Here is a 20,819-nt window from a genome sequence, read left to right as displayed (position 1 = left end):
TGCCCACGCCTGTCGCGAGGTTTTGCCCGGGACTTTCCTTGACCTTTGACCCGACTTTCCGGCGGAGAGTGAACCTCTCTCCTCAAGACACCGTCCTAGAGGGCGCAATGTCGCCGGATGCCCCGATCGGCACCGGGTTCAAGGTCTCTCGCAGAACTACGGGATGCGATGTCTATCAGGATAGATGGGGAAATGTCTGACGGGGTTCCGGGCCGATCAAGCCGGGTGCGGCGCGTACTGCGCGGCCCGAGTCCCGAGGCCGTCCCCGCTATGGTCGGCCGGGCGGCCGCGCTTGTGGGCCTCCTGGACATCGCCGCGGGAGTGTTCCCGCGCTTCCGCCACAGCCGTATGCACGCCCTGGCCGAGGTGCTGCCGGGCTCCTTCGGCCCGTTCGCGGCGGCACTCTCGCTCAGCGCGGGCGTGCTGCTGCTGCTGCTCGCGCACGGGCTCAAGCGACGCAAGCGCCGGGCCTGGCGGGCCGCGGTGGCCCTGCTCCCGTTGGGCGCGGTGGCGCAGTTCGGGTACCGGCACTCGCTGATCGGCGTACTCATCGCGGTGGCGCTGCTCGTACCGCTGCTGCGCCACCGGGATCAGTTCGCCGCCCTGCCCGATCCTCGCAGCAGGTGGCGCGCACTGGCCAACTTCGTCCTCATGAGCGCAGGTTCCCTCGGCCTCGGCCTGGTCATCGTAAACGTCCACCCGAACCGGACGATCGGCGACCCCAGCCTGGCGGACCGGCTCACCCACGTCATCTACGGACTGTTCGGCTTCGAGGGCCCGGTCGACTACCAGGGCAACACCTCCTGGACCGTCGCCTTCTCCCTCGGCGCGCTCGGCTGGATCACCGCGGTCACCACCATCTACCTGGCCTTCCGCCCGGAGCACCCGGCCGCGCGCCTCACCGAGGAGGACGAGAGCAGGCTGCGTGCCCTGCTGGAGAAGCACGGCAGGCGCGACTCGCTCGGCCACTTCGCGCTGCGCCGCGACAAGGCGGTCGTGTTCTCGCCGAGCGGCAAGGCCGCCGTCACCTACCGGGTCGTCTCCGGTGTGATGCTCGCCAGCGGCGACCCCATCGGGGACGTCGAGGCCTGGCCGGGTGCCATCGAGCGCTTCATGGACGAGGCCAGGGCCCACTCCTGGACGCCCGCCGTCATGGGCTGCTCGGAGACGGGCGGTGAGGTGTGGACCCGCGAGACCGGCCTGGACGCCCTGGAGCTGGGCGACGAGGCGGTGGTGGACGTTGCGGATTTCTCGCTCGCCGGACGCGCGATGCGCAACGTGCGCCAGATGGTCAAGCGCATCGAGCGGGCCGGCTACGAAACCCGGGTACGGCGTATCCGTGACCTCGGCGAGGCCGAGCTGGAGCGGATCCGCCTGGCCGCGGAGGACTGGCGCGGCACGGACACCGAGCGCGGCTTCTCCATGGCGCTCGGCCGCATCGGCGACCCGGGCGACGGCGACTGCCTGATCGCCACCGCCCACAAGGCCGACGACGCGGCGGGCGAGTACGGCGATCTGAAGGCGATCCTCCACTTCGTGCCCTGGGGCACGGACGGCGCGTCGCTGGACCTGATGCGCCGGGACCGCAGCGCCGACCCGGGCATGAACGAGCTGCTGATCGTGGCCGCCCTGCAGGCCGCCCCGAAGTTCGGCATCGCCCGCGTCTCGCTGAACTTCGCGATGTTCCGCTCCGCGCTCGCGCGCGGCGAGAAGATCGGCGCCGGCCCGGTGCTGCGCGCCTGGCGCGGACTGCTCGTCTTCCTCTCGCGCTGGTTCCAGATCGAGTCGCTGTACAAGTTCAACGCCAAGTTCCAGCCCCGCTGGGAACCGCGGTTCGTGGTCTACCGGGCCTCCGGCGACCTGCCCCGCATCGGCTTCGCCGCCATGCAGGCGGAGGGCTTCGTCGATCTCGCCCTGCCCCTGCCGCGCTTCCTGCGCAGGCGCCGGGTCGCCGCCCAGCGCCCGTGCGGGCACGCGGTGGCCGAGCATGACGTCCGGGCGGCCTGAGCCCATACGCGGTGCGGCCCGGGGACAGGCCCGGGCGGAAGCCCCGCCCCCTCCGGCACCGGGGGCTTCCGCCCGGGCCGCCGCGCGTTCCCGGCCCCGCCCTGGGGCCTACGCTGAACGTATGAACAACATCAGCGGGCGCGGCCGAGTGGCCGGCCTTCCGGAATGGGACCGGTGCGCGGTCATGGGGGTCGTGAACGTGACCCCCGACTCCTTCTCCGACGGCGGCCGCTGGTTCGACACGACAGTCGCCGTCAAGCACGGCCTCGACCTGGTCTCCGAAGGCGCGGACCTGGTCGACGTGGGCGGCGAGTCCACCCGCCCCGGCGCCACGCGCGTGGACGAGGCCGAGGAGCTGCGGCGGGTCATCCCCGTGGTGCGTGGCCTCGCCTCCGAGGGTGTCGTCGTCTCCGTCGACACCATGCGCGCCTCCGTCGCCGAACAGTCCCTCGCGGCCGGCGCCGCCCTCGTCAACGACGTGAGCGGCGGCCTCGCCGATCCCGCGATGATCCCGGTGGTCGCCGCCGCGGGCGCCCCCTTCGTCGTCATGCACTGGCGCGGCTTCCTGGCGGGCGGCAACGTCAAGGGCGCCTACGAGGACGTCGTCACCGAAGTCGTGGACGAACTGCACGCGCGCGTGGAGGCCGTTCTGGCCGGCGGCGTCGCCCCCGACCGCATCGTCGTCGACCCGGGCCTCGGCTTCTCCAAGGAGGCCGAGCACGATCTCACCCTCATCGCCCAGCTCGACCGCCTGCGCGCCCTCGGCCACCCCCTGCTGGTCGCCGCCTCCCGCAAGCGGTTCCTCGGCCGCGTCCTCGCCGGACCCGAGGGGGCGCCCCCGCCGGCCCGGGAACGCGACGCGGCCACGGCGGCCGTCTCCGCGCTCGCCGCGCACGCCGGCGCCTGGGCCGTGCGCGTGCACGAGGTACGCGCCACGGCGGACGCCGTACGGGTGGCACGGGCCCTTGAGGGGGCGCGTGCGGCAGGGTCCACGCCGGGTGCCCACACCGAGCGCCGGGCGGAAGGAGACAGGTGAGCGCCCCCCACACCGACGTCGAGCAGGTGGAGGCCGCCAACACCGCCTTCTACGAAGCACTCGAACGCGGTGACTTCGAGGAGGTCTCCTCCCTCTGGCTGACCCCCGCCGACCTGGGCGTGGACGAGGAGTACCACGACCCCGCCGACTCCGGGGTGGTCTCCTGCGTGCACCCCGGCTGGCCCGTGCTCACCGGCCGCGGCGAGGTCCTCAGGTCGTACGCCCTGATCATGGCCAACACCGACTACATCCAGTTCTTCCTCACCGACGTGCACGTCTCCGTGACCGGCGACACGGCCCTCGTGTCCTGCACGGAGAACATCCTCAGCGGCGGCCCCGCCCCGGAGGAGGGCGCGGAACTGGGACCGCTGGTCGGCCAGCTCGTCGTCGCCACGAACGTGTTCCGGCGCACGCCCTCCGGCTGGAAGCTCTGGTCGCACCACGCCTCCCCCGTCCTCACCGAGAGCGACAACGACGAGGACGGGGAGACCGGCGTGAACGGCGTGAACCCGGACGACGACCCCCTCGCCTGACCGGGCCGGAGGCACCCGGGGGAGAAGTGGTTGGAATCACCTACCCCCGGGTATGAGGGGCTACCAGCCCATGACAGTGCCGGGTTCCGCGGGGAAAACACCCGGTGAACCCTGCGGATACCGGCCCCGGCCCACGCCTCCGAGGCCCGGTTCTGTCGGTGCCCGCAGGTAGATTCGTCTGAGGCCGGTGTGCCGCCCGCACGCGGTACGGGCCGGTCGTTCCCGACGATTGCAGGAGTGATTCGCGTGGATCGTGTCGCGCTGCGCGGCCTCAAGGCCCGCGGGCACCACGGTGTGTTCCCCAAGGAGCGCGAGGAGGGCCAGACCTTCATCGTGGACCTCGTCCTCGGCCTGGACACCCGGCCGGCCGCGGCCGACGACGACCTGACGAAGACCGCGCACTACGGCATCGTGGCCGAGGAGGTCGTGGCCGTGGTCGAGGGCGAGCCGGTGAACCTCATCGAGACCCTCGCCGAGCGGATCGCCCAGACCTGCCTGAAGCACGAAGGGGTCCAGGAGGTCGAGGTCTGCGTCCACAAGCCGGACGCGCCGATCACCGTCCCCTTCGACGACGTGACCGTCACCATCACCCGGAGCCGAGTATGACCCGACCTTTCCGCCAGGGTCACAGCGACCCGACCGTCCAGCCGGTGCCCGCCTCGGTCGTCGAGCAGGTGGACGCCGCCGACACGACGCTGAGCAACCCCAAATGGGCCGTGATCTCCATCGGCTCCAACCTCGGCAACCGCCTGGAGACCCTCCAGGGTGCCGTCGACGCCCTGGAGGACACCCCGGGCGTCCGCGTGAAGGCCGTCTCGCCGGTGTACGAGACCGAGCCCTGGGGCGTGGCGCCGGGCAGCCAGCCGTCGTACTTCAACGCGGTCGTGGCCCTCAAGACGACCCTGCCGCCGGCGTCCCTGCTGGAGCGGGCGCACGCCGTCGAGGAGGCCTTCCACCGCGTCCGGGACGAGCACTGGGGCCCGCGCACCCTGGACGTCGACATCGTCGCCTACGCCGACGTCACCTCGGACGACCCGCATCTCACCCTGCCCCACCCGCGCGCCCACGAGCGTGCCTTCGTGCTCGCGCCCTGGCACGACGTGGACCCGCAGGCACAGCTCCCCGGCCGCGGCGCCGTGGCCGATCTGCTGTCGGTCATCACCCGTGAGGGTGTGGCGCACCGCGGGGACCTGGAACTCCGGCTGCCCGAGTAGTCGTTAAGGTCAAGACGGGTCAAGACCACGACGACCACCGGCCGGGGCGGTCCGGGGGAACTGAAGGGACACCGTGAGAGAGCTGCGCATCAGGGTGCTGGCGGGCGTGTTCGTCGTGGCCGGCGTCCTGTCCTGGGCGGGCGCCCGCCTCTGGAACTCGGTCGGGACCCTTCCCAGCGTGCCCCTGGCCGCGCCCATCGTCCTCGCGCTGATCGCGGTGGTGCTGCTCTCGACGGCGCTCTCGCTGCGCGCCCGCTTCAAGGCTCAGCGCGAGCGCCGGCCCGGTGCCAAGGGCGTGGACCCGCTGATGGCCGCCCGGGCGGTCGTTTTCGGCCAGGCCAGCGCCCTGGTCGCGGCCCTCGTCGCCGGTATGTACGGCGGCACGGGCATCTTCCTGCTGGAGCTGCTGGACTTCCCGGCCCGCCGGGACCAGGCGATCTACGCGGGCTTCTCGGTCCTGGCCGGCTTCGGCGTGATAGCGGCGGCCATCTTCCTGGAGCGAGTCTGCAAGCTCCCGGAGGACGACGACCAGAACCACCCGGGAGCGGAGCCCGTGGCCTGACGGCCGGCCCCGCTCACCGGCGTGGCCGGTGCGCCGTTCAGCGCGCCATGATGAGGCTCATCGCCTCGTTCCGCGTGGCGGCGTCCCGCAGCTGACCGCGCACGGCGGACGTTATGGTCTTGGCGCCCGGCTTGCGGATACCGCGCATGGACATGCACATGTGCTCGCACTCGACGACCACGATGACGCCCCGCGGTTCGAGGATCTCCATCAGGGAGTCGGCGATCTGCGTGGTGAGGCGCTCCTGCACCTGCGGCCGGCGGGCGTAGACGTCCACCAGGCGGGCCAGCTTGGACAGACCGGTGATCTTGCCGGTCTCGGACGGGATGTAGCCGACGTGGGCGACTCCCCTGAACGGCACCAGGTGATGCTCACAGGTCGAGTACACCTCGATGTCCTTCACCAGGACCATCTCGTCGTGCCCGAGGTCGAACGTCGTCGTCAGGACGTCCTCGGGCCGCTGCCACAGCCCCGCGAGGATCTCCTTGTAGGCCCGCGCGACGCGCGCCGGCGTCTCCCGCAGGCCCTCGCGATCCGGGTCCTCGCCGACCGCGATCAGCAGTTCCCGTACGGCGTTCTCGGCGCGCTTCTCGTCGAACTCGCCGATGGGGCCCTCGCCGTCCAGCGTCACCGGGTCGGTCATCTGGTTCCTCGTTCCTGTGCCATACACGCGCGTTTGGCTCGCGTTCTGTCCGCGGACATGCGAATGCCGCGCCCCCCAGGCTAGAACCTGGGGGGCGCGGCATTCATTCCGGCCCTGATGGCCGGCACACGGTCAGCTCTCCGGGCGGTCCTCCGGGGTCTGCTCCGTCACCGGGGCGGACTCCGTGGCCGTGGGCTTGGCGGTGCTGATCGAGGCCGTCGCGCCGTTCGCGCCGTTGGTCAGTGCCAGCTCCTTCGGGGAGAGCACCGGCGGGCGGGTGGACGGGGTGCGGCGGGAGGAACCGGTCCAGGCGGGCCGGGGCGGGCGCTTGACGATCGGGGCGAAGATCTCGGCGATCTCCTCCTTGCCCAGGGTCTCCTTCTCCAGCAGGTGGAGGACGAGCTGGTCGAGCACGTCACGGTTCTCGACCAGGATCTCCCAGGCTTCGTTGTGCGCGTTCTCGATGAGCTTCTTGACCTCTTCGTCGACCAGCGCGGCGACCTCTTCCGAGTAGTCGCGCTGGTGCGCCATCTCACGGCCGAGGAAGGGCTCGCTGTTGTCGCCGCCGAACTTGATCGCGCCGAGGCGCTCGGTCATGCCGTACTGCGTGACCATCGCGCGGGCCAGGTTGGTGGCCTTCTCGATGTCGTTCGCGGCGCCGGTGGTCGGGTCGTGGAAGACCAGTTCCTCGGCGGCGCGGCCACCCAGCATGTAGCCGAGCTGGTCGAGCATCTCGTTGCGCGTGGTCGAGTACTTGTCCTCGTCCGGCAGGACCATCGTGTAGCCGAGGGCACGGCCCCGGGACAGGATGGTGATCTTGTGGACCGGGTCGGAGTTCGGCGAGGCCGCCGCGACCAGGGCGTGACCGCCCTCGTGGTACGCGGTGATCTTCTTCTCCTTGTCCGACATGATCCGGGTCCGCTTCTGCGGGCCCGCGACCACGCGGTCGATCGCCTCGTCCAGCGCCTTGTTGTCGATCAGCTTCTGGTCGCCGCGGGCGGTGAGCAGCGCCGCCTCGTTCAGCACGTTGGCGAGGTCGGCACCGGTCATGCCCGGGGTGCGGCGGGCGACGGCGGACAGGTCGACGTCGGGCGCGACCGGCTTGCCCTTCTGGTGAACCTTGAGGATCTCCAGACGGCCCTGCAGGTCCGGCGGGTCGACCGCGATCTGGCGGTCGAAGCGGCCGGGGCGCAGCAGCGCCGGGTCGAGGATGTCCGGGCGGTTCGTGGCGGCGATCAGGATCACGCCGCCCTTGACGTCGAAGCCGTCCATCTCGACGAGCAGCTGGTTCAGGGTCTGCTCGCGCTCGTCGTGACCACCGCCGAGGCCGGCGCCGCGGTGGCGGCCGACCGCGTCGATCTCGTCGACGAAGACGATCGCCGGGGCGTTCGCCTTGGCCTGCTCGAACAGGTCACGGACACGGGAGGCACCGACACCGACGAACATCTCGACGAAGTCGGAACCGGAGATCGAGTAGAACGGGACGCCCGCCTCGCCCGCGACGGCACGCGCCAGCAGGGTCTTGCCGGTACCCGGGCGGCCGTAGAGCAGCACACCCTTGGGGATCTTGGCGCCGACGGCCTGGAACTTGGCCGGCTCCTGGAGGAACTCCTTGATCTCCTGGAGCTCCTCGACGGCCTCGTCGCAGCCGGCGACGTCGGAGAAAGTGGTCTTCGGGGTGTCCTTGGTGATGAGCTTGGCCTTGGACTTGCCGAAGTTCATGACCCGGGATCCGCCGCCCTGCATCTGGTTCATCAGAAACAGGAAGACGACCACGATCAGGACGAAGGGCATCAGGGAGAGCAGGACGCCGACGAACGGGTTCTGCTTGGACGGCGAGACCGTGTAGCCGTCCGGGATCTGCTTGTCCTGGAATTTGTTCTGCAGGTTGCCGGCGAGCTGGGAGCCCTGGTCGCCGATGTAGCTCGCCTGGATCTTCGAGCTGCCCTCGACCTTGTAGCCGTCCTTGAGCGTGACCTTGATGCTCTGCTCGTCACCGGTGGTGAGCTTGGCCGACTCGACCTTGTTGTCGTTGATCGCTGCCACGACCTGGCCGGTGTCCACCGTCTTGTAGCCGCCGGACGAGCCGACGACCTGCATCAACACGACCACGGCAAGGACGGCCAGCACGATCCACATGACCGGCCCACGGAAGTATCGCTTCACGTCCATCCATACGGAGCGGTGCCGCCCCGTCCCTCCTGCCATAGTGAGTTTGATAAGACAGTTCTTCTGACGGTACCCCAGCATTGTTGCGCGAAGCCGCACGGAGCCGTTTCGACGGCTGGGAAACCCGTCTCTGCATGCTTCAACGGCACGGGCCCCGCTGGGGTTCCCGATCGTCCTACCGGGCTTGGGCCGACTGGCTCAGCCGCCGTAGACGTGAGGCGCGAGCGTACCGACGAACGGCAGGTTGCGGTACTTCTCGGCGTAGTCGAGGCCGTAGCCGACGACGAACTCGTTCGGGATGTCGAACCCGACCCACTCCACGTCGATGGCGACCTTGGCGGCGTCCGGCTTGCGCAGGAGCGTGCACACCTTCAGGGAGGCGGGCTCGCGGGAGCCGAGGTTGTTGATCAGCCACGACAGGGTCAGGCCGGAGTCGATGATGTCCTCGACGATCAGGACGTGCCTGCCCTTGATGTCGGTGTCGAGGTCCTTGAGGATGCGGACGACACCGGAGGACTGGGTGCCCGCGCCGTAGGAGGACACGGCCATCCAGTCCATGGTGAGGGGGGTGGACAGCGCCCGGGCCAGGTCCGCCATGACCATGACCGCACCCTTGAGCACGCCGACGATCAGCAGGTCCTTGCCCGCGTACTCCGCGTCGATCTTCGCGGCCAGCTCTGCCAGCTTCGCGTCGATCTCTTCCTTGGTGATGAGTACCTGCTGGAGGTCGGCACCCATGTCTTTCGCGTCCACCCGCATCACTTTCGGTCGTCCCGCACTTACGGCCGCATGTACGGCCTCGCTGCCCGGCCCGCCGGAGAGTCACTCCGGGAGGGGTCGGAAATCAGCCTTGCCGAATCACCAGTCTGCCACCCTGCCGCTGGGCGACGACTTTGCCCGGGAGATTGATGGCTCCCTGGCCGCGCCAGCCGGTGATCAGGCGGTCGACTTCCTCGATGTGGCGGGCGAACAGCGCACCGGCCGGGGCACCGGCCTCGATGGCCGCACGGCGCAGGATCCGGCGCCGTACGGCGGGCGGGAGGGCGTACAGCTTGGCGCACTCCAGCAGGCCGGTGGCGTCCCGTACGGAAGCCTCGGCCTGGCTGGCCCAGGAGTCCAGGGCGTCGGCGTCGTCGCGGGAGAGCTGGGCGGTGCGGGCGAGCGCCTCGACGACGCCCTTGCCGAGGGCCTTCTCCAGTGCCGGCAGGCCCTCGTGCCGGAGCCGGGAGCGGGTGTAGGCCGGGTCCGCGTTGTGCGGGTCGTCCCAGACCGGGAGCGACTGGGCCATGCAGGCCTTGCGGGCGGTCTGCCGGTCCAGTTGGAGGAAGGGCCGCCGGTAACGGCCGGCGGCCCCCGAGACCGCGGCCATCCCGGACAGGGAGCGGATGCCGGAGCCGCGGGCGAGGCCCAGCAGGACGGTTTCGGCCTGGTCGTCCCTGGTGTGGCCGAGCAGGACCGCGGTGGCGCCGTGGCGTTCGGCGGCGGCGTCGAGGGCGGCGTAGCGGGCGTCGCGGGCGGCGGCCTCGGGCCCTCCCTCGCGGCCTACGGTCACGGCGACGGACTCGACCGGGGCCAGGCCCAGTTCACACAGTCGCAGGACGACTTCGTCGGCGCGGAGGTCGGAGCCGGCCTGGAGACCGTGGTCGACGGTGATCCCGCCGGCGCGGATGCCGAGTTTGGGGGCCTCGAAGGCGAGGGCGGAGGCGAGGGCCATGGAGTCGGCACCGCCGGAGCATGCGACGAGGACGAGCGGGGAGGGGGGCCGCTCGGCCGTCAGGCCGGGGTGCCGGCCCGCGAGCGCGCGGGAGGCGGGTTGGTCGTTCAGGATGTCGTGGAGGACGCGGCGGACCGCCAGGCGTATCGCCGCGACCGCAGGATGGGGACCCATGTCCGGTTCCCTTCATGAAGTTTTCGGGGGGTGAGCCCGAGACGGTCACTCAGAGTGTGTAGATGGTGACAGAAGCGGGCCGTTCCCCGAGCATTGCACGCCTACGCATGGCTCACGGTCCCTCGGACGGGTGATTGGAGGGGCGTTCGCCTGCCGTCGGCCGGATTCGTTTCACGACTCCCCGGCGCCGTTCACGACTCCGTCCTGCGGTGCACCCGCGCGACCCAGTCCGCCGGTTTGGCGATCTCGGCCTTGGTGGGCAGGGTGTTGGGCGACGTCCACACGCGGTTGAAGCCGTCGACGCCGACCTGGTCGACGACGGCCCGTACGAACCGTTCGCCGTCCCGGTACTGCCTCAGTTTGGCATCCAGGCCCAGCAGCTTGCGCAGGGCGATGTCCAGGCGGGAGGCGCCCTTCGCGCGGCGCTGCTGGAACTTCTCGCGGATCTCGGCGACGGACGGTACGACGCTGGGGCCGACGCCGTCCATGACGTAGTCGGCGTGGCCCTCCAGGAGGGACATCACGGCGGTCAGGCGGCCGAGGATCTCGCGCTGGGCGGGGGTCTGCACCAGCTCCACGAAGGAGCGCCCGCCGTCCTCCTCCTCGCCCTCGGGACGGCCGCCGGCGAGTGACTGGGCGGCTTCCCTGATGCGTTCCAGGAAGGTCATCGGGTCGACGTCGGTCTCCGCCAAGAACGACTGGATTTCGCCCTCGAGGTGGTCGCGCAGCCAGGGCACGGCGGTGAACTGCGTGCGGTGGGTCTCCTCGTGCAGGCACACCCACAGGCGGAAGTCGTGCGGCTCGACGTCGAGTTCGCGTTCCACGTGGACGATGTTGGGCGCGACGAGCAGCAGCCGGCCGCCGCCACTCGGTGCGTCAGGGGGGCCGCCGGCCGGGAGGTCGCGGGAGGCGGGGGCGAAGGTCTCGTACTGGCCGAGGACGCGGGAGGACAGGAACGACAGGAGCATGCCGAGTTCCACGCCGGTGACCTTGCCGCCGACGGCGCCGAGGACCGCGCTGCCCGGGTTGTTGCCGCGCCGTTCCTGCATCTTCTCCAGGAGCGGCCTGAGGATCTCGCGGAAGCCCGCGACGTTGGCGCGGACCCAGCCGGGGCGGTCGACGACGAGGACCGGGGTGTCGTTGACCTCCTCGGTGCCCATACGAGTGAAGCCCCGGACGTGTTCCTCCGAGGCCTTCGCGTGCCGGCGCAGTTCCGCGACGACGGACCTGGCCTCGTCGCGGCTGACCTCGGGGCCGGGCCGTACGAGCCGTGTCGCGGTCGCCACCGCGAGGTTCCAGTCGACCATCCCGGGAGATGTGGTGCCACCGAAGCCAGTCATGCGTCAACGGTACGTGAGCGGCGCCGCCGGGGGCAGGCTGTGGAACGCGGCGGAGGACCGCCGGACGGCGGGTGCCGGACGGGCACGACGCCACGACGGCTCCGGCGGCATGACCCCGTGGCCGCGCGGCGAATTCGGCTCGTCCTCAGCGGCAGCCGCACGCCGCCAGCGCCGACGCCGTCGCGTCCAGGGCCGACTGGGCCCCTTCGGCGTCCGTCGTGTCGGAGGCCAGGAAGGCGAAGGCCAGGAGGTGGCCGTCCTGGTCCACGACCGTGCCGGCGAGCGTGTTCACGCCGGTCAGCGTGCCCGTCTTGGCGCGTACGACGCCGGCCGCGCCATCGGTGTAGCGGCTGCTCAGGGTGCCGGTGAAGCCGGCCACGGGGAGGCCGGTGAGGACGGGCCGCAGGCCGGGGCGGTCCGGGTCGGCCGCCTTGACCAGGAGGCCGGTGAGGAGGTCGGCCGTCAGCCGGTCGGCACGGTCGAGTCCGCTGCCGTCGTGGAAGGAGGCGCCGGAGAGCGGCAGGCCGAGCTTGCGCAGCTGCGTGGTGATCGCCCGGGCGCCGCCGGCGAAGCTCGCCGGTTCGCCGCCGGCGAGGGCCGTGTGGCGGGCCAGGGCTTCCGCGATGTCGTTGTCGCTGTTGGTCAGCATCCGCTCGACCAGGGCGGACAGCGGCGGCGAGGAGACGGTGGCCAGGTTCTCCGCGCGCGTGCTGGCCTTGGAGGGACCGGGGGACGTCGTCGTGATGCCGGCCTCCTTCAGGAAGCCCGCGAACGTGGCCGCCGCGTCGGCCGCCGGGTCGCTCGCGCGCGGCACCGGACCGGCGGCGGAGTCGTCGGTGCGGCCCTCGTCCACGGTCAGGGCGCTGACCGGGGCGAGGTTGTCGTTGACGCCGATGGGGTGCAGGGCGGGACCGGCGTAGAGGGTGGTGTCGTAGGACAGCGTGATCTCGTGGATGCCGCGCTCGCCCAGCGCCTTCGCGGTGTCCGCGGCCAGCGTCCGCAGGCTCGCCCAGCCGTCGGCCCCGGCATGCGCCGTGAGGGTGGGGTCGCCGCCACCGACCAGGACGAGCTCGCGGGTGTCGGGTTCGAGGGCGGTGCGGGTGGTGAGGCGGTGGTCGGGGCCGAGGGCGGACAGGGCGGCCACGGCGGTGGCGATCTTGGTGGTGGAGGCGGGGGTGAGGGCCTTGCCGGAGTCGGAGCCGTACAGGCGTTCACCGGTCGCGACGTCGACGACGGCCGCCGCGTGGCTGCCGCCCAGCGCGGAGGCGTCCAGGAGGGGTCCCAGGACGTCGGAGAGGGCCTGTCCGCCCGGCGCCGACTTCTTGGTGCCCACGGCACCCGTGGTGCCCCCCAGGCCCACGAGGACGGGTCCCGCGCTCGGCGCGGGCGCGGGCGTCGTCGCGGCCGTGCCGGAACCGCCGTGATCTGCGCCACCTGACCGCTCCAGGGCGGCGGCCCGGTACCGCTCGGCCGTACGCTGACCGTTGGCGTCCCAGGGGCCGGCCACGGTCACCACGCCTGCGGCCAGTGCCAGGCCGGCGGTGGCGGCGCCCGCGGTGTACTGCCAGGTCCTGAGGGTGCGCGAACGGGGGAGGTGCGCAGGGCCGACCCGCACGGCCTCGACCAGCCGCGCGATCCGCGGCCGGGCGGCCTTCACGGCGCTCGCCAGACGCGGTCGGACGGCGTCCACGATCCGCGTCACCTGCGGTTTCGCGGTTCGCCAAGGCCTCAGCTCTGGCACGACCACCAGCCCCTTTCGCGATCACACACCTGCGTGAGGGACACTTAACCACCAGAACTATGTGCTGATCATGGAGGAGCCACCGGTGGAGTTCGACGTCACGATCGAGATCCCGAAGGGTTCGCGGAACAAGTACGAGGTGGACCACGAGACCGGTCGGATCCGCCTGGACCGTCGCCTCTTCACCTCGACCGCCTACCCGACCGACTACGGCTTCGTCGAGAACACCCTCGGCGAGGACGGCGACCCGCTGGACGCGCTGGTCATCCTGGACGAGCCGACCTTCCCGGGTTGCCTCATCAAGTGCCGCGCGATCGGCATGTTCCGGATGACGGACGAGGCGGGCGGCGACGACAAGCTGCTGTGCGTGCCGGCCACCGACCCGCGCGTGGAGCACCTGCGGGACATCCACCACGTGTCGGAGTTCGACCGCCTGGAGATCCAGCACTTCTTCGAGGTGTACAAGGACCTGGAGCCCGGCAAGTCGGTCGAGGGTGCCAACTGGGTGGGCCGCCAGGACGCCGAGGTGGAGATCGAGCGGTCGTACAAGCGCTTCAAGGAGCAGGGCGGCCACTGACCCCCTCTCCCCGCGAACGGGCCGCACGCGTGCGCGTGCGGCCCGTTCGCATGTCCGCGTTCGCATGTCCGCGTTCGCATGTCCGCGTTCGCATGTCCGCGTTCGCATGTGTGCACGAGTAAGGCTCGTGTGGGTACGTGTGCGCATACTGAGGCCTACGGAATGCGTCATTCAGGGAGCGGTGCGAGGTGACGGAGACGGACGACCGCAAGCCGCGGTCGGACGAGGCGCGGTACGACCCGGAGATCACGTCCGAGTTCGCCATCCCCAAGGGCCTCGACGTCTCCCCGAGTGCCGGTGAGTCGGAGACGACGTCCGAGTTCGCGGTGCCGCGCGGCCTGGAGACGCCGCAGCCGCCGGCCGCCGAGCCGGAGGGCTCGGCGTTCAGCGTGCCGAGCACCTACAGCTCGGCGTCCGCGCCGGGCGCGTTCACGCCCGCCACCGGGGTCCCGCTGGTCAGCCTGGTCAAGGACGCGCCGTGGCAGGACCGGATGCGCACGATGCTGCGCATGCCGGTCACCGAGCGGCCGGCTCCGGAGGCGGTGCAGCGCGAGGAGGAGGGCGGTCCGGCCGTCCCGCGCGTGCTCGACCTGACCCTGCGTATCGGCGAGCTGCTGCTGGCGGGCGGCGAGGGCGCGGAGGACGTGGAGGCCGCGATGTTCGCGGTGTGCCGGTCCTACGGCCTGGACCGGTGCGAGCCGAACGTCACCTTCACGCTGCTGTCGATCTCGCACCAGCCGTCGCTGGTGGAGGACCCGGTGACGGCGTCCCGTACGGTACGGCGGCGAGGCACCGACTACACACGGCTCGCGGCCGTGTTCCGGCTCGTGGACGACCTGACCGATCCGGAGACCCATGTCTCCCTGGAGGAGGCGTACCGGCGGCTGGCGGAGATCCGCCGTAACCGGCACCCGTATCCCGGCTGGGCGCTGACCCTGGCGAGCGGGCTGCTGGCCGGTGCGGCCTCCGTGCTGGTCGGCGGTGACCTGATCGTGTTCTTCGCGGCGGCCGTCGGAGCGATGCTCGGCGACCGGCTGGCGTGGCTGTGCGCGGGACGGGGGCTGCCGGAGTTCTACCAGTTCACGGTGGCCGCGATGCCGCCCGCGGCGATCGGGGTGGCGTTCGCGCTGGCGCACGTGGACGTGAAGGCGTCCGCGGTCGTCACCGGTGGTCTGTTCGCGCTGCTGCCCGGACGGGCGCTGGTGGCGGGTGTGCAGGACGGGCTGACGGGCTTCTACATCACCGCCTCGGCCCGCCTGCTGGAGGTCATGTACTTCTTCGTCGGCATCGTCACCGGCGTCCTGATCGTCCTGTACTTCGGCGTCAAGGTCGGCGGCAAGCTGAACCCGGACGCGGCGCTCATCATCAACGAGCGGCCGCTGCTGCAGATCGCCGCGGCGATGCTGCTGTCACTGACCTTCGCGGTGCTGCTCCAGCAGGAGCGGTCGACCGTGCTGTGGGTGACCCTCAACGGGGGCGTGGCGTGGACGGTGTACGGCGCGATGCGCTACGTCGCCGACATCTCGCCGGTGGCGTCCACGGCCGTGGCGGCGGGGCTGGTGGGCCTGTTCGGGCAGCTGCTGTCGCGGTACCGGTTCGCGTCGGCGCTGCCCTTCACGACGGCGGCGATCGGGCCGCTGCTGCCCGGCTCGGCGACGTATTTCGGGCTGCTGAGCATGGCGCAGAACGAGGTGGACAAGGGCCTGGTGTCGCTGGCGAACGCGGCATCGCTGGCCATGGCCATCGCGATCGGGGTCAATCTGGGGTCGGAGGTCTTCCGCCTGTTCCTGCGGGTCGGCTCCGCGGGGAAGCGCCGGGCCGCCAAGCGGACCCGGGGTTTCTAGGCGCTCGGGCTTCCCGGCGCCTTCCGGGGCCGGTGGCGGGCTACTGCCCGCGGTGGTCGTAGGGGTACTGGTCCTGGTCGTACCGCTGCTGCGGGTACGGGTCCTGGCCGTGCTGCTGCTGCTGCGGGTACGGGTTCGGGTCGTACTGCTGCTGGGGGTGCTGCTGCCCGCCGTAGCCCTGGTCCCAGTACTGCTCCTGCTGCCGGGGCTCCTGGTACGGCTGCCGGCCGTGCTGCCGGCCCTGCTGGTCGTACTGGTCGTACTGGTCGCCGTACTGCTGCTCGTACGGCTGGTCCGGCTCGATGCGGCGCAGCTGGGTCGTCGCGGTGTCCATGGCCGGCGGCTGCTGGTACCGGGGTGCCTGCGGCTGCAGCGGGGTCGCCGCCGCGGCGGGAGCGGCCTGGGCTCCCCGGGCGGCGGCCTTCTTCTCCTTGCCCCGGGCCCGCAGGAACTCGATCGCGATCGGGATCACGGAGACGAGGACGATCAGGATCAGGATCGCCTCGATGTTCTTCTTGACGAAGCCGATGTTGCCGAGCCAGGAGCCGAGCAGGGTGACACCCGCACCCCACAGGACACCGCCGATGACGTTGAAGGTCAGGAACGAGCGGTACTTCATGCCGCTGACGCCCGCGATGATCGGCGTGAAGGTGCGCACGATCGGCACGAAGCGGGCCAGGACCAGGGACTTCGGGCCGTACTTCTCGAAGAACTCGTGCGCCTTGGTGACGTTCTCCTGCTTGAACAGGCGTGAGTCGGGCCGGTTGAACAGGGAGGGGCCGACCTTCTTGCCGAACATGTAGCCCGCCTGGTCGCCGAGGATCGCGGCGAGGCAGATCAGGCCGATCGCGCCCCAGAGGGGGAAGTCGAGCTCGTGCGACGTGATCAGCAGGCCGCAGGTGAACAGCAGCGAGTCACCCGGCAGGAAGAACCCGATGAGCAGGCCCGACTCGGCGAAGACGATGAGCAGCAGGCCCCAGATGCTGTAGGTGTCGAGCAAATAGTTGGGATCGAGCCAGCTCGGGCCGAGGGCGAGTGTCATCACGGGTCCGGGCTCCTGAGGGGTGAAGGCGGCTACGGCGTCCTTGGAGTGCCGCACAAAGCTATCAACGTGAGGTGACCACCCCAGGTTCCACCGGTGCCTCCAGGATGCACTGGGGGGCGACCCGGAGAAAGCTGTGACTCATGGGACTCGATGACTACGGCGGCGGCCAGGGGCCCCAGCCGGACGTGCTGGTCGTGACGACGAACGACGTGCCCGGGTACCGGGTGCAGTCGGTCCTCGGCGAGGTCTTCGGACTCACCGTGCGTTCACGGCACCTGGGCAGCCAGATCGGCGCCGGACTGAAGTCCATGATCGGTGGCGAGCTCAAGGGCCTCACCAAGACGCTGGTGCAGACCCGTAACCAGGCCATGGACCGCCTGGTGGAGCAGGCACGCGCGCGTGGTGCCAACGGGGTGCTGGCGTTCCGGTTCGACGTGACCGAGGCCGCGGACGTCGGCACCGAGGTGTGCGCCTACGGCACGGCGGTGGTCCTGGCCCGGGAGTGAGCACCCGCGCATTCCCGGGCCAGGACGTCAGGACGTGGTGTGCCGGGCCGTGTTCGCCACGATCGCGTCCCGCATGTACACGGCCAGACCGGGGCGGATGGCCTCGTACGTCGCGGTGAAGCGCTCGTCGGCGACGTACATCTCACCGAGGCAGGCATGCATCTCGTGCCCGCAGTCGTAGTACGTCCCCGTGATGAACCGGCGGTGCTCCTCGGCGACGTCCATGGCGGCCTCCGAGTCCGCGGGCACTCCCCCGGCGAGGAGGCCGGCCATACGGTGGTGGATCGCGTCCATCTCGCCGGTGATCCGCTTCCAGTCCTCCTTGGTGTACGAGGCGGTGCGGCCCTGCGACTGCCGGTAGGCCTCGGTGTCGCCCCAGCGCTCTGTCACCTCGTCCGCGTACCGGTCCGGGTCGAAGTCGCCCGAAGACCTCGAACTTCTCCTCCGGTGTCAGGCTGATTCCCATCGTGCGTGCCTCCATGGCGTGCTCCACGGCCGCGGCCATCTTCTGCAGCTTCTCGATCCGGGCGGTCAGCAGTTCGTGCTGGCGGCGCAGGTGTGCGCGCGGGTCCGCGTCCGGGTCGTCGAGCAGGGCCGCGACCTCGTCGAGCGGGAAGCCGAGCTGCCGGTAGAACAGGATCTGCTGGAGCCGGTCGAGGTCGGCGTCGCTGTAGCGCCGGTGTCCGGCGTGCGTGCGCTCGCTGGGCGCGAGCAGGGCGATCTCGTCGTAGTGGTGCAGGGTGCGCACCGTGATCCCGGCGAACCCCGCGACCTGTCCCACGGAGTAGCTCACTTTTCCGCTCCTTCGGTCGGTACGGCTCCACGCTGACGCCTCACGTCACGTGAGGTGCAAGCCGGTCCCCCTCGGGATGTTTTGTTACTTTTGTCCGCTTATGGTGAGCCAGTGGCTGAGGAGACGAAGCGGCAGGCGCCCCGGAGCGCCCCGACGGCCCCGGCGCGGGCGCTGCTGCCGTTCATCCTGCCCGCCGTCGCCGTGGGCGTGGCCGCGAGCCTGATCTTCGTCGGGGTGAGCACGGCGGCCGAGGAGCTCCAGAAGGTGCTGTGGGGCCCCCTGCCGGACGCGCTCTGCGTGGGCCGCTACTCGGTGCTGTGGATGTTCGTCATGCTCGTGGCCACCGGGATCGCCGTAGGACTGGTGGTCTGGAAGGTCCCCGGGCACGCCGGTCCCGACCCGGCCACCGTCGGGCTGGACGCCCCGGTCCTGCCGCCCGCCGTGCTGCCCGGCCTGGCGCTGGCCACCGCGCTCATGCTGGCCGGCGGCCCGAGCCTCGGCCCGGAGAACCCGATCATCGCCGTGAACGTGAGCCTGGCCGCCTGGCTGGGCGGGCGCCTCCTGCCCCGGAGGCCGGACACGCTGTGGCCGGTGCTGGCCGAGGCGGCGACGATCGGCGCGCTGTTCGGCACGCCGGTGGCGGCGGCGCTGGTCATCTCGGAGGCGCTGGCGGGGCGGCCGATGCAGGGCCGGCTGTGGGACAACCTGTTCGCGCCGCTGACCGCCGGGGCCTGCGGGGCCCTGACGACCACCCTGGTGGCCCGCCCGAGCTTCGACCTGGGCCTGCCGCCCATGGGCCACCCGCACGCCAAGGACCTGCTGGCCGCGCTGGTGATCGCCGCCGCGTCCGCGGCGCTCGGCATGTGCGCCGTCTACGCCTTCCCGTACGTCCACGCGGCCTTCCGGCGGCTGCGGCATCCGATGCTGATGCTTCCGGCCGGCGGGGTCGTCCTGGGCGCGCTGGGGGCCCTCGGCGGCCATCTGACGCTGTTCAAGGGGCTCGCGGAGATCGGGGAGCTGTCCCGCGACCCGGAGGGCTGGACGGCGGGGCAGTTCGCCACCATGACGGTGGTGAAACTGGCCGCGCTGCTCGTCGCCGCGTCCTGCGGCTTCCGGGGCGGCCGGATCTTCCCCGCGGTCTTCGTCGGCACCGCCCTCGGCCTGTGCGCCCATGCGCTCGTGCCCGCCGTGAACCCCTCGCTGGGCGTGGCCACAGGTGTCCTCGGCATGCTCCTGGCGGTCACCCGGCAAGGCTGGGTGAGCCTGTTCACCGCCGCCGTCCTCGTCGCCTCGCCCAGCATCATCGCCCTGCTGTGCATCGCCTCGCTGCCGGCCTGGCTGCTGGTGACGGGCCGCCCTCAGATGCAGCTCCGCGAGGACGGAACCCCGGTCCGCTGACTCTCATCCCCCTGGAGGCAATTCCCATGGCGCTGCACAAAGGTCCCGAGAAGCACGAGGCACGGAGGGTGTCGGTCAACCCGTTCTTCGGGGAGGCCAACCCGGTCGGCGGCATGGCCGAGGCCCCGCCCACGCACCGGCTCCCGGACGCCCCGCTGCCCCCGTCCACGGCGTACCAGCTGGTGCACGACGAGCTGATGCTGGACGGCAACTCCCGGCTGAACCTGGCCACCTTCGTCACCACCTGGATGGAGCCGCAGGCCGGGGTGCTGATGGCCGAGTGCCGGGACAAGAACATGATCGACAAGGACGAGTACCCGCGCACGGCCGAGCTGGAGCGGCGCTGCGTGGCGATGCTCGCCGACCTGTGGAACGCGCCGGACCCGTCGGCCGCGGTGGGCTGTTCGACGACCGGGTCCAGCGAGGCGTGCATGCTCGCCGGGATGGCGCTGAAACGGCGCTGGGCGAAGCGGAACGCCGACCGGTATCCGGGCGCGCGCCCCAATCTGGTCATGGGCGTCAACGTCCAGGTGTGCTGGGACAAGTTCTGCAACTTCTGGGAGGTGGACGCCCGGCTGGTCCCGATGGAGGGCGACCGCTTCCATCTGGACCCGCAGGCCGCCGTCGCGCTGTGCGACGAGAACACCATCGGGGTGGTGGGCATCCTCGGCTCGACCTTCGACGGTTCCTACGAGCCGATCGCGGAGCTGTGCGCGGCCCTGGACGGCCTGCAGGAGGTCACCGGCCTGGACATCCCGGTGCATGTGGACGGGGCCTCGGGCGCGATGGTGGCGCCCTTCCTGGACGAGGACCTCGTGTGGGACTTCCGGCTGCCGCGGGTGGCCTCGATCAACACGTCGGGGCACAAGTACGGGCTGGTCTACCCCGGCGTCGGCTGGGCCCTGTGGCGGGACAAGGAGGCCCTGCCCGAGGAACTGGTCTTCCGGGTCAACTACCTGGGCGGGGACATGCCCACCTTCGCGCTCAACTTCTCCCGGCCGGGCGCCCAGGTGGTGGCGCAGTACTACACGTTCCTGCGGCTGGGCCGGGAGGGCTACCGCGCGGTACAGCAGTCCACCCGGGACGTGGCGACCTCGCTCGCCGACAAGATCGAGGCGCTCGGCGACTTCCGGCTGCTCACCCGCGGCGACCAGCTGCCGGTGTTCGCGCTGACCACGGCCGAGGGCGTCACGTCGTACGACGTCTTCGACGTGTCCCGGCGGCTGCGCGAGGGCGGCTGGCTGGTGCCCGCCTACACCTTCCCGGCGAACCGTGAGGACCTGTCCGTACTGCGGATCGTGTGCCGCAACGGCTTCTCGCACGACCTGGCCGACCTGTTCGTGGACGACCTGACCCGGCTGCTGCCCGAGCTGCGCCGGCAGCAGAGTCCGCTCACCCGGGACAAGGAGACGGCCACCGGCTTCCACCACTAGGCGCTGTTTCTCGGATCATGTGCGAAGCCAGATGATCAGGGCTGCGAGGGTGACGGTACCGAGGTAGGTGTAGGCCCGTTTCTCGTAGCG

Annotated in this window: 18 protein-coding genes and 1 pseudogene; 11 read left to right on the top strand and 8 right to left on the bottom strand. The window is 71.0% G+C overall.

Annotated elements, in window-relative coordinates:
* Positions 1 to 192 precede the first annotated feature (192 nt).
* The 6 genes from FHS34_RS40095 to FHS34_RS40070 all read left to right on the top strand — a co-directional run bounded on the left by FHS34_RS40095 (position 193) and on the right by FHS34_RS40070 (position 5,352).
* Positions 193 to 2,007: a phosphatidylglycerol lysyltransferase domain-containing protein gene (locus FHS34_RS40095; RefSeq protein WP_184975326.1), complete on the top strand. Its 1,815-nt coding sequence runs from the start codon at positions 193 to 195 to the stop codon at positions 2,005 to 2,007.
* A gap of 121 nt (positions 2,008 to 2,128) precedes the next feature.
* Positions 2,129 to 3,043 (top strand): dihydropteroate synthase, encoded by a 915-nt coding sequence (gene folP, locus FHS34_RS40090; protein WP_184975323.1) that lies wholly within the window; start codon positions 2,129 to 2,131, stop codon positions 3,041 to 3,043.
* Entirely contained in the window at positions 3,040 to 3,576 is a 537-nt protein-coding gene (locus FHS34_RS40085; protein WP_184975320.1) for a nuclear transport factor 2 family protein, read from the top strand. Before folP ends, FHS34_RS40085 begins: the two co-directional genes overlap by 4 nt.
* A 246-nt stretch (positions 3,577 to 3,822) precedes the next feature.
* Positions 3,823 to 4,182, top strand: a complete 360-nt coding sequence (gene folB, locus FHS34_RS40080; protein WP_184975317.1) for a dihydroneopterin aldolase — start codon at positions 3,823 to 3,825, stop codon at positions 4,180 to 4,182.
* Positions 4,179 to 4,790: a 2-amino-4-hydroxy-6-hydroxymethyldihydropteridine diphosphokinase gene (folK, locus tag FHS34_RS40075; RefSeq protein ID WP_184975314.1), complete on the top strand. Its 612-nt coding sequence runs from the start codon at positions 4,179 to 4,181 to the stop codon at positions 4,788 to 4,790. The genes folB and folK overlap by 4 nt, the downstream gene beginning before the upstream one ends.
* A 73-nt stretch (positions 4,791 to 4,863) precedes the next feature.
* Entirely contained in the window at positions 4,864 to 5,352 is a 489-nt protein-coding gene (locus FHS34_RS40070; RefSeq protein ID WP_184975311.1) for a DUF3180 domain-containing protein, read from the top strand.
* A gap of 37 nt (positions 5,353 to 5,389) precedes the next feature.
* On the opposite strand, the gene folE is transcribed toward FHS34_RS40070, so the two are convergent.
* The 6 genes from folE to dacB form a co-directional block, all read right to left on the bottom strand.
* A complete protein-coding gene (gene folE / locus FHS34_RS40065; RefSeq protein ID WP_184975307.1) occupies positions 5,390 to 5,995 on the bottom strand; it encodes a GTP cyclohydrolase I FolE in 606 nt (201 codons plus the stop codon).
* A 132-nt stretch (positions 5,996 to 6,127) separates the two neighbouring features.
* The gene (gene ftsH / locus FHS34_RS40060) at positions 6,128 to 8,167 is read right to left on the bottom strand and encodes an ATP-dependent zinc metalloprotease FtsH (protein WP_184975303.1); all 2,040 of its coding nucleotides are present in this window, start codon (positions 8,165 to 8,167) and stop codon (positions 6,128 to 6,130) included.
* 195 nt (positions 8,168 to 8,362) lie between these two features.
* Positions 8,363 to 8,923 (bottom strand): hypoxanthine phosphoribosyltransferase, encoded by a 561-nt coding sequence (gene hpt / locus FHS34_RS40055; RefSeq protein WP_184975300.1) that lies wholly within the window; start codon positions 8,921 to 8,923, stop codon positions 8,363 to 8,365.
* A gap of 85 nt (positions 8,924 to 9,008) precedes the next feature.
* The gene (tilS, locus tag FHS34_RS40050) at positions 9,009 to 10,052 is read right to left on the bottom strand and encodes a tRNA lysidine(34) synthetase TilS (RefSeq protein WP_184975296.1); all 1,044 of its coding nucleotides are present in this window, start codon (positions 10,050 to 10,052) and stop codon (positions 9,009 to 9,011) included.
* A gap of 191 nt (positions 10,053 to 10,243) precedes the next feature.
* The gene (locus tag FHS34_RS40045) at positions 10,244 to 11,392 is read right to left on the bottom strand and encodes an Rv3626c family coenzyme F420 biosynthesis-associated protein (protein ID WP_184975293.1); all 1,149 of its coding nucleotides are present in this window, start codon (positions 11,390 to 11,392) and stop codon (positions 10,244 to 10,246) included.
* A gap of 145 nt (positions 11,393 to 11,537) precedes the next feature.
* On the bottom strand, positions 11,538 to 13,094 hold the full coding sequence (gene dacB / locus FHS34_RS40040) for a D-alanyl-D-alanine carboxypeptidase/D-alanyl-D-alanine endopeptidase (protein WP_184975290.1): 1,557 nt from the start codon (positions 13,092 to 13,094) through the stop codon (positions 11,538 to 11,540).
* A gap of 124 nt (positions 13,095 to 13,218) precedes the next feature.
* Between dacB and FHS34_RS40035 the strand changes: the two genes are divergently transcribed.
* Together FHS34_RS40035 and FHS34_RS40030 are read left to right on the top strand one after the other, a co-directional pair.
* Entirely contained in the window at positions 13,219 to 13,710 is a 492-nt protein-coding gene (locus FHS34_RS40035; RefSeq protein WP_184975399.1) for an inorganic diphosphatase, read from the top strand.
* A gap of 188 nt (positions 13,711 to 13,898) precedes the next feature.
* Positions 13,899 to 15,554, top strand: coding sequence for a threonine/serine exporter family protein (locus FHS34_RS40030; protein ID WP_184975285.1), 1,656 nt, complete (start codon positions 13,899 to 13,901; stop codon positions 15,552 to 15,554).
* 40 nt (positions 15,555 to 15,594) lie between these two features.
* Here FHS34_RS40030 and FHS34_RS40025 read toward each other — a convergent pair whose 3' ends face one another.
* Complete coding sequence (locus tag FHS34_RS40025; RefSeq protein ID WP_184975282.1) at positions 15,595 to 16,599, bottom strand: DedA family protein; 1,005 nt, start codon at positions 16,597 to 16,599, stop codon at positions 15,595 to 15,597.
* 140 nt (positions 16,600 to 16,739) lie between these two features.
* Here FHS34_RS40025 and FHS34_RS40020 point away from each other — a divergent pair, with 140 nt between their 5' ends.
* On the top strand, positions 16,740 to 17,105 hold the full coding sequence (locus tag FHS34_RS40020) for a YbjQ family protein (RefSeq protein ID WP_184975279.1): 366 nt from the start codon (positions 16,740 to 16,742) through the stop codon (positions 17,103 to 17,105).
* 27 nt (positions 17,106 to 17,132) lie between these two features.
* Here FHS34_RS40020 and FHS34_RS40015 read toward each other — a convergent pair.
* Positions 17,133 to 17,898, bottom strand: a pseudogene (locus tag FHS34_RS40015) (MerR family transcriptional regulator).
* A 111-nt stretch (positions 17,899 to 18,009) separates the two neighbouring features.
* Here FHS34_RS40015 and FHS34_RS40010 point away from each other — a divergent pair.
* Positions 18,010 to 19,296 (top strand): ion channel protein, encoded by a 1,287-nt coding sequence (locus FHS34_RS40010; protein ID WP_184975276.1) that lies wholly within the window; start codon positions 18,010 to 18,012, stop codon positions 19,294 to 19,296.
* Positions 19,297 to 19,322: 26 nt separating this feature from the next.
* Positions 19,323 to 20,729 (top strand): glutamate decarboxylase, encoded by a 1,407-nt coding sequence (gene gad / locus FHS34_RS40005; protein ID WP_184975273.1) that lies wholly within the window; start codon positions 19,323 to 19,325, stop codon positions 20,727 to 20,729.
* The last annotated feature ends 90 nt before the right edge of the window (positions 20,730 to 20,819 follow it).

The sequence above is a fragment of the Streptomyces echinatus genome (assembly GCF_014203595.1).
Lineage (GTDB): Bacteria > Actinomycetota > Actinomycetes > Streptomycetales > Streptomycetaceae > Streptomyces > Streptomyces echinatus.
This window is presented reverse-complemented; position numbering and strand designations above follow the sequence as displayed.

Coding starts and splice junctions, on each gene's coding strand:
- FHS34_RS40095 (WP_184975326.1), top strand. CDS start 193: ATGTCTGACGGGGTTCCGGGCCGATCAAGCCGGGTGCGGCGCGTACTG.
- folP (WP_184975323.1), top strand. CDS start 2,129: ATGAACAACATCAGCGGGCGCGGCCGAGTGGCCGGCCTTCCGGAATGG.
- folK (WP_184975314.1), top strand. CDS start 4,179: ATGACCCGACCTTTCCGCCAGGGTCACAGCGACCCGACCGTCCAGCCG.
- folE (WP_184975307.1), bottom strand. CDS start 5,995: ATGACCGACCCGGTGACGCTGGACGGCGAGGGCCCCATCGGCGAGTTC.
- ftsH (WP_184975303.1), bottom strand. CDS start 8,167: ATGGACGTGAAGCGATACTTCCGTGGGCCGGTCATGTGGATCGTGCTG.
- hpt (WP_184975300.1), bottom strand. CDS start 8,923: ATGCGGGTGGACGCGAAAGACATGGGTGCCGACCTCCAGCAGGTACTC.
- tilS (WP_184975296.1), bottom strand. CDS start 10,052: ATGGGTCCCCATCCTGCGGTCGCGGCGATACGCCTGGCGGTCCGCCGC.
- FHS34_RS40045 (WP_184975293.1), bottom strand. CDS start 11,392: ATGACTGGCTTCGGTGGCACCACATCTCCCGGGATGGTCGACTGGAAC.
- FHS34_RS40020 (WP_184975279.1), top strand. CDS start 16,740: ATGGGACTCGATGACTACGGCGGCGGCCAGGGGCCCCAGCCGGACGTG.
- gad (WP_184975273.1), top strand. CDS start 19,323: ATGGCGCTGCACAAAGGTCCCGAGAAGCACGAGGCACGGAGGGTGTCG.